The organism is Klebsiella sp. CN_Kp073 (genome assembly GCF_040065495.2).
Classification (GTDB): Bacteria; Pseudomonadota; Gammaproteobacteria; order Enterobacterales; family Enterobacteriaceae; genus Klebsiella; species Klebsiella aerogenes.
In genome coordinates, this window is record NZ_CM198051.1 from 2,660,692 (window position 1) to 2,673,077 (window position 12,386).

Consider the following 12,386-nt stretch of genomic DNA (forward strand, 5'->3'; position numbering starts at 1 on the left):
TAATTACTCTTCAGCCTTATCTTCATTTTCTTCTGCGGCCTGGTCGGCTCGCGCTGCGCTATACCCTGATAAGTGGCCGACAATATTTGCATAAATACTAATAATGATGACCCACAGGACACTGTCTTTCCACCATATTACCGACGGTATAGCCAGTACAAACCACATTATCGCCGCGACGAGATGACACCTTTTTATTACAACCGGACTAAGACTCATTTTTTTGCCTGATGCCTTAGATAGGATTAAGCGGACTGTTGGGCATCCTGATTGACGTGTCCAACGGCGATGTCCGTTAATTTCATATCAGCGTCTTTTTCTTCTTCCAGCGTTTCCGCCAGCAGTTTCACCGCGGCTTTATAGCCGAGCTGCTCTGCCAGCGTACACAGCGTACCGTAGGCCGCAATTTCATAGTGTTCAACTTTCTGCGCGGCGGCTATCAGCGCAGCATCGCGGATCTCGTTCTTTTCCGTCGCTTCGATCACTTCGTTGGCCTCTTCGATAAGCCCTTCCATCGCCACGCACTTCATCCGTTTCAGGCGAATTTGATCATTTTGTTCGAGGAGTTTATCGATACGTTCTATATGGCCCTGCGTTTCCTCGAGGTGAGCGCTGAATGCGGTTTGTAGCTCTTCACATGCGCTGGCGCGGGATAGTTTAGCCAGCGCGCGGGTTAACTGTTTTTCCGCGCTATAGGTATCCGATAATAAATGGGTAAAAATATCTTCAATGGTTTTAATTTTCATAAATCACACCTTTTAAAAACTGCGGGTCGGATGACCCGCAGGGTATTTTTAACAGCAGTTTCCAGATCAAATCATTTATATTCACAAACTAACTATCACCGGATTTACGGCCGCCGCCATGGCTGTTTTTACCGCCTTTTTTACCGGCTTCGGATGCACGTTCCGGGTCATTTTTAAAATTCCCGCCGCTGTGCTGACCGCCTTTACGTCCGGCCTCAGATGCTTTATCCCGGTCTTCTGCGAAATTACCTGAACCGCCTCTATGTTCTGCCATAATGGTTACCTTTTAGCTTGGTTAGTTAATGATGATTTATCGGTCTAAATCATCGCCGTCGAAAACTAAGCATGGCGTAACCACTAAAAAAAGCAATTCACTAATAATTAATTAAAAGCCACCACAAAATTAATTAAACAATAAATAGCGAAGCCGCAAAATAACAACTTAGCGGCATAAAGTGATATTTTATGAGAGAAATAAACGCAACCGCAGGATAAATAAAAAACTATCCCGCCGAGATAAAAAGTGTAATGTAAAAAATGTTAAAGATTATAATTCGAAATATTTCATCATTGAATAATCCTAAAAACCACAGCAAAGACATCAGTTTGCAAAACCTCTTATATCAAACAGTTGCCCCGTAAAAAACCGGGAATATATCTATTTAGACTCCAGCTGTATTTTTAAAAACTTGCGCATGTCTTCTATCATTACTCTTTTCTGTGAAGGAGATTGCTATGGATAATGACAAACTGCGTACCAACCATTGGCCACAACCCCCTTTCCCCGATCAACCGCAAACGCCTCCCGGCCTGGCCGCCGAAATGGAACCCACACCGGATCATGGTGAAGTCAGCTATAGCGGTTCAGGACGGCTACAGGGTAAGAAAGCGCTGATTACCGGCGGAGATTCCGGGATTGGTCGCGCCGTGGCCATCGCCTTTGCCCGCGAGGGCGCGGATGTTGCCATTAACTATCTGCCGGAAGAACAGAGCGATGCGGACGCCGTTATCGCGCTTATCAAAGCGGAAGGCCGTACCGCGGTGGCGATACCGGGCGATATTCGCGTGGAATCCTTCTGTGAAACGCTGGTGGAAAAAGCGGTAAGCGGTCTTGGCGGTTTGGATATTGTTGTGAATAATGCAGGACGTCAGCAATACTGTGAAAAAATTGAGCAACTCACCACCGCCGATTTCGATGCTACTTTCAAAACCAACGTCTATGCGCCGTTCTGGATAACCAAAGCCGCGCTACCGCACCTCAAAGCCCAAAGCGTGATTATCAACACCTCTTCGGTCCAGGCTTTTAAACCGAGCCCAATTCTGCTGGATTACGCCCAGACCAAAGCCTGCCTGGTGGCATTCACCAAATCGCTGGCCAAGCAGTTAGGGCCGCGTGGGATTCGGGTCAATGCAGTCGCTCCCGGCCCGTACTGGACGGTGCTGCAGTCAAGCGGCGGACAGCCGGCAGAAAAAGTGCAAAACTTCGGCGGCGATACGCCGCTGGGGCGGCCAGGGCAACCCGTTGAGATCGCCCCGCTGTATGTCACCCTCGCCTCTGATGCCTGCTCGTATGCCTCCGGCCAGGTCTGGTGTTCTGACGGCGGTGACGGCGTACTTTAATGATGGAATGTCGGCAGCACCAGTTCGCCAATCTCCTGCATCGTCTCCGCCAGCGGACGCTGGTTACGGCGGAAATGCAGGCCGATATGGTTCACGCCGGCATCACGCATCGCATTCAATTCCTGAATGAGACCATAGCGGCCGCTGCTGATGCCGAAACGATGGCGCTGAATCGGCGCATTGGGGTCATCTTGCAGATCCAGGTGGATGAAGCTGATATAGGGTTTCTTGCCCGCTACCCGGCGCCACAGCCTGACGCGGCTAACGTGCTCGTCAGGCTGACCTGGATAGGCGAGCCAGCCATCCATATTACTGCCTACCCATTGCGCCGTTTGTTGTGCCAAACCAGCAACCAGCAGCGGCGGAGTCGGTTTGGCTGGCAATAACTGCAGGCCCGGCTCCAGTTGACGATCGGTCTCCCCCTTCAGCACGCTCACGCCGTGACGGAAACGCTCGCCACGGCTGGCGTAGTCTTCACCAAATAGCGGGTATTCGACCGGCCTGTCGCCGCTGGCGATGCCCAATAGCAGCCGGTCGCCGCTGAGCGCCTGCACCGTGGCGGCGGCTTTACGTACCAGCCATGGCTGACGTAGCGGCAACACAACCGCCGCCGTGCCCAGTAAAATATTTTGCGTCAGGCTCGATAAATAGCCGAGGTAGGTAAAGGCTTCAAAGACGTTAGCCGCATCGCCAAACTGCGGATCGTACAGCGGAACATCGCGGATCCAGGCGGCGCGAAAACCGAGCGTATCCGCCAGTTTAATGCGCTCCGCGTGCTCGCTCATATCCGGCACGCCAAACGGTCGCCCGTCGCGCTGCCGTTTTAGCTGTCCGCTTGTTGACCAGTCATTGTCCAGCGGCAGTTCAACGCCAATCGTTAGCGGCTGCTGGGTTAATTTTTCGATGCTCATAGGTCACTCCGTCAACCGCCGGGCGGTATCACGTTGAAAATATGAGCAAAGTGTTTCATGGAATGCTATTGCAATAAACAGCACTAATCGCAATAGATAATTGCTATTTAGGGAATTATCTTGAGTTCTGATTTTGTTTAAATGGATAGCTCACCAACACCAGAGGAAGAAACAATGATAAAAACCGACGCCTGGCTGTGGAAAAAGCACGCCTCCCCGCTTCTGCTCGAACGCCATGAGAAAACGTTAGTCACACCCGCTGACGATCAGGTGCTGATCGAGAACCGCGCCATTGGCCTTAATCCGGTCGACTGGAAGCTGATGGCTGGTCTCTCCGACGCCTGGCAGGAGGATCAGATCCCCGGCGTCGACGGCATGGGGGTGATTACCGCCGTTGGCCGCAACGCCCGCCACCTTCGTCCCGGCACGCGTGTGATGTATCACACTGACCTGCGTTTTGACGGTAGCTTTGCCCGCCATACGTTAGTCAGCGCCCAGGCGGTGATTGCGGTTCCCGACCACATCAGCGACCTCACCGCTGCGGCGCTACCCTGCCCTGGTCTGACGGCGTGGCAGGCAGCGCAAAAGATCCCCCTTCCGGCTGGCGAGAATGTACTGGTCAGCGGCGGCGGCGGCGCTGCCGGCAGTCTGTTAAGCCAGTTACTGATTGAGAGCGGCGCTAACGTCTACGTCACGGCCAGCGCCACGCATCACGCGAAACTGTTGGCTCGCGGGGTGATTCAGGCCTTTGATTATCACCATACCTCGTGGCCGCAGGAGTTAAAACGCGCGCTGGCGGGTAAATCGCTGTACGCCGCTTTCGATACCGTAAACCAGCAAAATGCCCTTTCGCTTGCCGGGTTGCTGGGCTACTACGGCCATCTGGTCTGTATACAGGACCGGCTCGAGCACGCGCCGCTACCGGCGTTTACTACCAGTATCTCACTACATGAGGTCGCGCTGGCGGCAATCCATCCTTACGGTACCCAGAGACAGTGGAGTCGATTACGTCAGGCCGGGGAAAGCATGCTGCAGCAGATAGGCCGCGGCGAACTGGTGATGCCGCCGATAGAAAGCGTCAGCTTCGACGAGATCCCGCAGGCGCTGGAAAGGCTAAAACAGAACAATAACGGTATTAAGTACGTAGCGGTGCTGTAATATCCATCAGCACGATGAATAACCTCAATCCCAAAAACCGGGTAATCGATGCCAAATCCAACGGGCCCTTTCCGCTGGATGAGGCATCCATCGCTTCGCGTCCTTAGATTGGTCTGGTGCAGGATGGTCACAATGAACTGATATTCAGCAGAGTGAATAGCAAAAATATACCAGCTAGATCGCCGACTAATAGTCACACACATCGATTAAAAACTCAGATTGAAAGAATCAAAAAAAGGAGTAACGTTAAAAAAACATTAACAAAGAGGTGCGAAATGTTACGCGATTATTTAAAACTGGATTCTGAAGACCAATTAGTTGAACAACAAAGCGGTCATCAACCTAGCCAGCAGTATACCGAAGTGACTGAGTGGGTGATCCTCAATAAAGAGGGTAAGAAAAAAGGCCGCGTCTCCCTGTTTGATAAATTTAATACTCGTCGCTCGTGGAACGTTAATTTTCGTATTACCCAGTTTGATAACAGCGGTAAAGTTATCGTTGACCAACTGACAGACGCTATTTAACAGAATAATTAATAACATAGCGCCCAATCTGTGATGGAAGCCACCTGACAAAACGCTGAGGCCAGCAACCGCATTCATGCGGGAAAGCATACATAGTTTTCAACTCATCAATTACCCGCTCGTTTTATAATAATAAAATGAGTACTCGCTGCGCCTGAAGAAAAATAAACGCGCCAGTTGGCGCGTTTAATCATTAATTGTTTCTGACCGGCGGCGTCACCCTGACGCCAATAAAGACAATCAGCATGGCGCTTAATAATAACAGTCCGCTGCCGGTAAATACGCCGCTGGCGCCGCTGATATCAAATATTGCCCCACCGCCGGCAGCCCCGGCGCTAATGGCCAACTGGATCGCCGCGACTAATAATCCCCCTGCGCTTTCCGCTTCATCCGGTACCGTGGTGGCAAGCCAGGTTGACCAGGCCACCGGCACCAGGCCGAATGCAAATCCCCACAGAGCGACCAACAGACCATCCAGTAGCGCAATATGACCATACAGCACCATCATCAGCGCCAGCACGCTCATCGCCAGTGGAACCAGCGCCAGCGTCATCCGCAAACTGCGCGCCAGCAGATGCCCGGCAATCGAGGTGCCAATAAAGTTGGCCACGCCGAACCCCAGCAAAATCAACGATACCCCTTCTACGCTTGCCAGCGCCACGGTTTCGAGAAATGGCCGCAGATAGGTAAAGAAAGCGAAGTGGCCGCCAAAAATCAAAATCGAAGCCAGCAGACCGCCAACCATTCCCGGCCGCCGCAGTACCTTAAAGAGCGTACTAAAGCTGCCAGCACTTTCCGGGCGCATCGACGGCAGTACCCATAGCTGCCACAGTAGCGCGACCAGGCTCGGTACGGCGCAGATGATAAAGACGTTACGCCAGCCAATGAGCGCGCCCAGATAGCTACCCAGCGGCGCCGCCACTACGGTGGCAATCGACACCGCCGAGAAGATAATCGCCAGCGCTTTCGGCACCATCGCCGCCGGTACCAGCCGCATCGCCGTCGCCGTCGACATCGCCCAGAAGCCGCCGATAGCGATGCCAAGCAGCAGGCGTCCCAGCAGCAGGAACTCCAGTGAACCGGCAAAGGCCACAATCAGACTGGAGATGATTTGCAATACGGAAAAGAACATCAGCACCCAACGCCGGTCGATATTGCGGGTTGCAGAGGTAATCAATAACCCCGTCACCAGAGCGATTAACGCCGTGGCGGTCACCGCCTGTCCGGCCATCCCCTCACTCACGCCCAGGCTGCTGGCCATCGGCGTCAGTAAACTGGCCGGTAGAAATTCAGCGACGATCAGGCCGAAGACCCCCAGCGCCAGCGCATACACGGCGCGCCACGCCGGACGGGCGTTAATCGCGCTCTCTTCAGCGACAATGCAAGAACTCATATACATCTCTCCAGAATCATTAACATTCGCCAAGCTTAGTGGCTTCCGTTAAGACGATATATGATACATACTCTGCAATTATTGATTATTCGTCCGGAAAAAAAGATGAGCCTGCAAACCTTAGATCTGACCAGCGAGCTGTTACAGGGCATGCGGCTGTCGGGAGTGAAATACCGACGGATTGAAACCTCTCGTCCTTTTGGCGTGGAGTTTAATTCGGTTCCTGGCAAAGCGCAGTTTCATTTTGTCAGCCGCGGCCCGCTGCTGCTACAAATGAGCAACGGTAAACAGTTCTCGCTTGAGAGCGGCGATGCGGTGTTTATTCCCAATAGCGATGCGCATGCTCTGCTCTCAGATAGCAAAGCCGCGCGGGTGAACGTGATGGAGCTCGACAGCAAACCGGTCTGCGGGACGGTTTCCTGCGTCAAAAACGCGGGCTGCGTTAATACTGAAGAAAATGCGGTTGTCTTCAGCGCCTGTATGGATTTTGAATTAGGCGGAATGCAGCCGCTGGTTCGGGCCATGCCGGAGGTGATGCTGGTGAGTAGCCTGTTAAACGCCCGCCCGGAAATCCAGCCGCTGCTGGCGGCAATGGAGCGTGAATCCCTGACGCGTCAGGTGGGCTATGCCGGCATTCTGGCACGTCTCGCCGACGTCGTCGCGGCGCTGATCGTCCGCGCCTGGGTGGAATGCGGCTGCGGTAACGCCACCGGCTGGGTACAGGTACTGCGCGACCCGAAGCTATCGCGCGCGATATACGCTATGCATCAGCAGCCCGGCGTCAACTGGAAGGTAGAAGACTTAGCCCGCGAATCCGGCCTGTCGCGTTCGGTATTCGCCGAACGTTTTCTCACCGCCACCGGTACCACGCCGGCCCGCTACCTGACGGAATTACGCATGCGCCTGGCGGTGCAGTACATCAGCCACGAAGGCGAAGCGCTGGAAAAAGTCGCCTTCCGCCTCGGCTACAACTCGCTCGCCGCGTTTAGCCGCGCTTTTAAACGCATTACCGGCAAAGCGCCGGGAGCGCTGCGCAATGGTGTCAATGAACAAGCGGTAACCTGATAAGCGTTACTTCTTCTGCCAGTTGGCCCACGGGCCAGCGTCGGCAGAGGCAGTAGATTTGTCGATAAGCCCTTCCAGCGAATCGAGATAAAAGTTTTCGACTTCTTTACGCGCCCACGGCGTGCGGCGCAGAAATTTCAGGCTCGACTTAATGCTCGGATCGCTTTTGAAACAGTTGATTTTGATATGTCTGGCCAGTTCATCCCAGCCATATCTGGCCACAAGGTCAGTGAGTAACGCTTCGAGCGTCACGCCGTGAAGCGGATCTTTTGACGTGTGCATTGTCTTTCCTGCATGAAAAATTTCGCTCACCATACGGACCGCGGCGGCATCATGCAACATCCCGCTAATTTTTTACATCACGTCCACGCGGTTTCCTCTCTCCTTATCCGTTTTTCGCAAAAGCACTGAACCCACCGCGGTCATAAATTAGAAAAGAACGTTATTGGTCGAAAAAATTGCGCTAAGGCAAGCTGAGCTCATCTACCCGACAGAGGAAATCATCATGCGCCGTTGTTGTTGCCGAACCCAGAATCACTCAATAGCCAATGACCCGTACCCCGTTTTCGGAGAACACAATGAACGCCACGACTTTGCCGATTCTCGATCTGGCCCGCTATAGCAATCCTGCTGAAAAGGCCGGTTTTCTTGCCGACCTCCGCCAGGCCGCTCGCGATATTGGTTTCTTTTATCTTATTAATCACGGCGTGGACGCCGGATTGCAAACTGAAGTTCAACGCCAGGCGCGACGCTTTTTTGCCCTTGATGATAGCGAAAAGCAGCAGGTGGCGATGATTCACTCCCCCCATTTTCGCGGCTATAACCGCGCAGCTTCCGAGCTCACTCGCGGCCAGCCGGACTGGCGCGAACAGTTTGATATCGGCGCTGAACGCCCGGCTTTAACTCTCGCCGAAAACGCGCCACGTTGGCAGCGCCTGCAGGGACCGAATTTATGGCCCGCCGCGCTACCGTCACTGAAACCCACTCTACTGGGCTGGCAGCAGGCGATGACCGGCGTCGGGATGACCTTGCTGCGCGCGTTTGCCGAAGCGCTACAGTTGCCTGCCGACGCCTTTGACGCGCTGTATGGCGATAAACCGAATGAACATATCAAACTGATTCGTTACCCCGGACAGCGTGAAACGAAAAGCTCCCAGGGCGTCGGCGCGCATAAAGATTCCGGATTCTTAAGCTTCCTGTTACAGGACGAGCAAAAAGGACTGCAGGTGGAAGTCGCGCCGGACCGCTGGATCGATGCCACGCCGCTGGCGGGCAGCTTTGTGGTAAATATCGGCGAGCTGCTTGAGCTGGCGACTAATGGTTATCTGCGCGCCACCGTTCATCGCGTGGTCTCGCCGCCGGCAGAACAGGAACGTCTCTCTATCGCCTTCTTTCTTGGCGCGCAGCTCGATGCCGTGGTGCCGGTGTACCGCCTGCCCGCCCATCTGGCGCAGGAAGCGCTCGGCCCGGATAGCGATCCGCAAAATCCGCTGCTGCGGGATGTTGGCTGGAATTACCTCAAAGGGCGGCTGCGTTCCCACCCGGACGTCGCCGAACGTTATTACCAGGATGTTTTTCGCGAACGTACTGAGCAACTGATCGTTTAATTTAATAAGGATAACAACATGAAATATGCCGCATTCAAACTGGCAGGGGTCGCTTTATCTCTTTCTCTGGCATGGACATCCGCCCAGGCCGCCGCGCTGCGCGTTGCCGCTGACCCGGTGCCGCACGCTGAGATTCTCAATTACATCAAAAAAATCGATCCCAGCCTCGATATCAAAGTGGTCGAACTCACCAGCGGCGTCAACGCCAACGAACTGCTGGCGAATGGCGATGTTGATGCCAACTACTTCCAGCACGTTCCCTATTTGAAGGACCAGGAAAAAGCGCTGGGTAAGACTTTTGCCGTCGCTGCCACAGTGCATATTGAACCGCTGGGTATTTATTCCCGTAAGCACAAAGACTTTAATTCCGTTCCGGAAAACGGGACCGTCGCGGTGCCGAACAACACCACCAATCTCAGTCGCGCCTTGTTCCTGCTGCAAAGCCAGGGATTAATCAAACTCGGCGCTAAATTCACCAACCCGGCGACCACGTTAGCCACCCCGAAAGACATCGTGGAAAACCCCAAACATCTGAAGATCCTCGAAATTGAATCACCGCAGATCCCGCGTTCATTAGACGATGTCGATTTAGCGGTTATTAACGGCAACTACGCGCTGGAGGCGGGACTGGTACCGGCGAAAGATGCGTTAGGACTGGAGAGCGCGAACAACAACCCCTACGCCAATATCCTGGTGACGACGCCGCAGTTGGCTAATGACCCACGCATTAAAGCGCTGGCCAAAGATCTCACCTCACCGCAGGTTGCCGAGTTTATTCGCAAAAACTATAACGGCTCGGTTATCCCGGTAGCGCCGCAATCATGATTGAGGTCGTCGGGCTGAGTAAAACCTATGCCGGAACAGGCCGACCGGCGTTGAACGACGTGTCGCTGCAGATCCCGAAAGGCGCGATTTATGGCATTCTCGGGCGCAGCGGCGCAGGCAAAAGCACGCTGATCCGCTGTCTCAATTTACTCGAACGGCCCTCTACGGGCCGGATTGTGGTGAACGGACAGGATATCACTCAGTTAGACAAAGCCGGTTTACGTCAGCACCGTCTGCGCACCGGAATGATCTTCCAGCACTTCAACCTGCTGCATGCCCGCAACGTGGCTGACAACGTCGCGGTACCGCTGGAAATCGCCGGTGTCGACAAACGTGCGCGCCGCGAACGCGTGCTCGAGTTGCTGGAGTTGGTTGGACTGGCGGATAAAGCAACCGCCTTTCCATCCCAGCTTTCCGGCGGTCAAAAGCAGCGCGTCGGCATCGCCCGCGCGCTGGCGGCCGGCCCGGATGTGCTGCTATGCGATGAAGCAACCAGTGCCCTCGATCCGGAAACCACCGCCTCGGTGCTGGCGTTACTGGCCGATATCAATCAGCGGCTCAATCTGACTATCGTGCTTATTACCCATGAGCTGGAAGTCGTCAAAACGCTGTGCGATCACGCGGCGTTGCTGGAGCATGGCGAAGTCATCGAGAGCGGGAAAATCGCCGATCTGCTGGTGGCGCCGTGGTCCAGATTACGTCAGTCGCTACTGCATAATCCGCAGGCGGAGCAAGATTTCCTTGCCCGCCACGGCTTTCACGGGAGGCCTTTATGCGTAGTCGCATGAGCTGGGAAGATTTATGGCCCTTATTATGGGAAGGCAGCCTTGAAACCCTCTATATGGTGGGGCTGGCGGCGCTGTTTACCATCTTAATCGGCCTGCCGGTCGGCGTGTTACTGTTTGTCTCCCGGCGCAACGGCCTGGCGCCGATGCCGAAACTGAATGCGCTGCTGGGGGCGATTATAAATTTTGGCCGATCGCTGCCGTTTATTGTACTGCTCATTGCGCTGATCCCCTTCACCCGTTTGATTATCGGCACCACCTTGGGCAGCACCGCGGCCGTCGTGCCGATTACTATCGGCGCTTTTCCGTTTTTCGCGCGGCTGACCGAAAACGCGCTGGATGAAGTGGATTACGGGCGCATTGAAGCCATTCTGTCGATGGGCGGTAATCTGTGGCACGTTATCTTTAAATCGCTGCTGCCGGAGGCGCTACCGACCCTGCTTGCCGGGATCACCCTGACTATCGTGATGCTGATTGGCTTTTCATCGATGGCGGGCGTCATTGGCGGCGGCGGGCTTGGAGACCTGGCGATTCGCTATGGTTATCAGCGCTTTAACGATCAGGTGATGGTCGGTACGGTACTGATTCTGGTGGTGATGGTTCAGGGCGTACAAATGATCGGCGACAGGCTGGTACGACAGCTTGCCCATCGCCGCTAAGTTATCATTCGCAGGCGGCTACTGCAGGCCGCCTTCTACCACCAGAACCCTGACCAGGTCAGCCGCCGGCATTTCGCGGATCATCGCCACCCCTTGTCCCGCCCAGTGCGCGCCGAAACCATGATCGCCCTGCGCCTTTGCCGCCGTCGCCAGCGCTTTTCCGGCGTCATAAGCGAGCGGATAGGCGGGAATGTCCCGTTCATTGAATGAAGCCACCATTTCGCTCCAGCTATTTTTAACGCAGCGTGCTGGCCGACCCGAAATGGCCGCCGTCAAAAAGGTGACAACGTCACTATTTTGCGTGAGCGCCTGTCGATATCCACTATCTATACCCGCTTCCGGGCATAATAAAAACGCGGTTCCCAGCTGAACGCCCGACGCGCCGAGCTGCATCAGACTGGCTATCGCCGTTCCATGCATAATGCCGCCGGCGGCGATAATGGGTAAATCGACGGCCCGCAGTAGTGCCTGAAGCAGAGTGAAGGTGCTCATTTGACGATCGTCGCCGTGCGGGTCAAAAATCCCCCGATGGCCACCGGCCTCATACCCTTGCGCAATAACGACATCAATACCCGCTTGCGCAATTAATCGCGCTTCCGCGACGCAGGTGGCGGACGCCATCGTCACCGTTCCCTGTTGCTGGAAGCGGCGAATAACCTCTGAAGACGGCACGCCAAAATGAAAACTCACCACCGCCGGCTTCTCTTCAAGCAGCATATCGAGCATGGATTGATGTTGATGGAAGCTCTGATAAATCTCGTTAAGCTGTTTCGGCGGCGTGCCGTGATAGCGGGCAAACGCCGGAGCCAACCGCGCCAGCCACTGCGCTTCCTGAACAGCATCGCGGCGCGACGGCGTATGACAGAAAAGGTTGACGTTAAAGGGACGTTCGGTGAGCTGCCGGGTTTGTTCAATAAGCGCCTGCGCCTGCGTAACCGTCGACGCGCCGAGCCCAAGCGATCCCAATCCCCCGGCATTGCTTACCGCCGCAGCCAGGGCCGGCGTCGACACGCCCGCCATCGGCGCCTGAATAATCGGGTAACGAATATTAAGCAATTGCATTAAATGTTGATTCATTGACGATCCTGCGCAA

General features: G+C 54.6%; 15 protein-coding genes. 8 read left to right on the forward strand and 7 right to left on the reverse strand.

The features are described from left to right. Window positions 1–3 precede the first annotated feature (3 nt). From ABLV66_RS12810 to ABLV66_RS12820, 3 genes are all read right to left on the reverse strand, one after another. Window positions 4–219 (reverse strand): hypothetical protein, encoded by a 216-nt coding sequence (locus ABLV66_RS12810; RefSeq protein WP_032705768.1) that lies wholly within the window; start codon window positions 217–219, stop codon window positions 4–6. Window positions 220–245: 26 nt separating this feature from the next. After that, entirely contained in the window at window positions 246–746 is a 501-nt protein-coding gene (locus tag ABLV66_RS12815) for a YciE/YciF ferroxidase family protein (protein ID WP_063415257.1), read from the reverse strand. 88 nt (window positions 747–834) lie between these two features. Then, window positions 835–1,020: a con-10 family general stress protein gene (locus ABLV66_RS12820; RefSeq protein ID WP_045394453.1), complete on the reverse strand. Its 186-nt coding sequence runs from the start codon at window positions 1,018–1,020 to the stop codon at window positions 835–837. 461 nt (window positions 1,021–1,481) lie between these two features. Between ABLV66_RS12820 and ABLV66_RS12825 the strand changes: the two genes are divergently transcribed. Further along, the gene (locus ABLV66_RS12825; protein ID WP_015366683.1) at window positions 1,482–2,366 is read left to right on the forward strand and encodes an SDR family oxidoreductase; all 885 of its coding nucleotides are present in this window, start codon (window positions 1,482–1,484) and stop codon (window positions 2,364–2,366) included. On the opposite strand, the gene ABLV66_RS12830 is transcribed toward ABLV66_RS12825, so the two are convergent. Next, window positions 2,363–3,277: a TIGR03571 family LLM class oxidoreductase gene (locus ABLV66_RS12830; protein WP_063415255.1), complete on the reverse strand. Its 915-nt coding sequence runs from the start codon at window positions 3,275–3,277 to the stop codon at window positions 2,363–2,365. The genes ABLV66_RS12825 and ABLV66_RS12830 overlap by 4 nt on opposite strands. A 174-nt stretch (window positions 3,278–3,451) precedes the next feature. Here ABLV66_RS12830 and ABLV66_RS12835 point away from each other — a divergent pair, with 174 nt between their 5' ends. Together ABLV66_RS12835 and ABLV66_RS12840 are read left to right on the forward strand one after the other, a co-directional pair. Continuing rightward, on the forward strand, window positions 3,452–4,435 hold the full coding sequence (locus ABLV66_RS12835) for an alcohol dehydrogenase catalytic domain-containing protein (RefSeq protein WP_063415253.1): 984 nt from the start codon (window positions 3,452–3,454) through the stop codon (window positions 4,433–4,435). 275 nt (window positions 4,436–4,710) lie between these two features. Further along, window positions 4,711–4,959, forward strand: a complete 249-nt coding sequence (locus tag ABLV66_RS12840) for a hypothetical protein (RefSeq protein ID WP_015366686.1) — start codon at window positions 4,711–4,713, stop codon at window positions 4,957–4,959. Window positions 4,960–5,152: 193 nt separating this feature from the next. On the opposite strand, the gene ABLV66_RS12845 is transcribed toward ABLV66_RS12840, so the two are convergent. Then, window positions 5,153–6,352 carry an MFS transporter gene (locus ABLV66_RS12845; protein WP_213797249.1) on the reverse strand — a complete coding sequence of 400 codons (1,200 nt, stop codon included), beginning with the start codon at window positions 6,350–6,352 and terminating at the stop codon, window positions 5,153–5,155. Window positions 6,353–6,457: 105 nt separating this feature from the next. Here ABLV66_RS12845 and ABLV66_RS12850 point away from each other — a divergent pair, with 105 nt between their 5' ends. Continuing rightward, window positions 6,458–7,417 carry an AraC family transcriptional regulator gene (locus ABLV66_RS12850; protein ID WP_348877204.1) on the forward strand — a complete coding sequence of 320 codons (960 nt, stop codon included), beginning with the start codon at window positions 6,458–6,460 and terminating at the stop codon, window positions 7,415–7,417. 6 nt (window positions 7,418–7,423) lie between these two features. On the opposite strand, the gene ABLV66_RS12855 is transcribed toward ABLV66_RS12850, so the two are convergent. After that, entirely contained in the window at window positions 7,424–7,699 is a 276-nt protein-coding gene (locus ABLV66_RS12855; RefSeq protein WP_047048980.1) for a VF530 family protein, read from the reverse strand. Window positions 7,700–7,995: 296 nt separating this feature from the next. Here ABLV66_RS12855 and ABLV66_RS12860 point away from each other — a divergent pair, with 296 nt between their 5' ends. The 4 genes from ABLV66_RS12860 to ABLV66_RS12875 are packed head-to-tail and all read left to right on the forward strand — an operon-like array spanning window position 7,996 to window position 11,293. Further along, window positions 7,996–9,024 carry an isopenicillin N synthase family dioxygenase gene (locus ABLV66_RS12860; RefSeq protein ID WP_348877203.1) on the forward strand — a complete coding sequence of 343 codons (1,029 nt, stop codon included), beginning with the start codon at window positions 7,996–7,998 and terminating at the stop codon, window positions 9,022–9,024. Between the two features lie 18 nt (window positions 9,025–9,042). After that, a complete protein-coding gene (locus ABLV66_RS12865; RefSeq protein WP_015366692.1) occupies window positions 9,043–9,849 on the forward strand; it encodes a MetQ/NlpA family ABC transporter substrate-binding protein in 807 nt (268 codons plus the stop codon). Further along, window positions 9,846–10,637 carry a methionine ABC transporter ATP-binding protein gene (locus ABLV66_RS12870; protein ID WP_213292570.1) on the forward strand — a complete coding sequence of 264 codons (792 nt, stop codon included), beginning with the start codon at window positions 9,846–9,848 and terminating at the stop codon, window positions 10,635–10,637. Before ABLV66_RS12865 ends, ABLV66_RS12870 begins: the two co-directional genes overlap by 4 nt. Further along, the gene (locus ABLV66_RS12875; RefSeq protein WP_161798788.1) at window positions 10,634–11,293 is read left to right on the forward strand and encodes a methionine ABC transporter permease; all 660 of its coding nucleotides are present in this window, start codon (window positions 10,634–10,636) and stop codon (window positions 11,291–11,293) included. The genes ABLV66_RS12870 and ABLV66_RS12875 overlap by 4 nt, the downstream gene beginning before the upstream one ends. Before the next feature lie 18 nt (window positions 11,294–11,311). On the opposite strand, the gene ABLV66_RS12880 is transcribed toward ABLV66_RS12875, so the two are convergent. After that, a complete protein-coding gene (locus ABLV66_RS12880; protein WP_348877202.1) occupies window positions 11,312–12,370 on the reverse strand; it encodes an NAD(P)H-dependent flavin oxidoreductase in 1,059 nt (352 codons plus the stop codon). Between the last annotated feature and the right edge of the window lie 16 nt (window positions 12,371–12,386).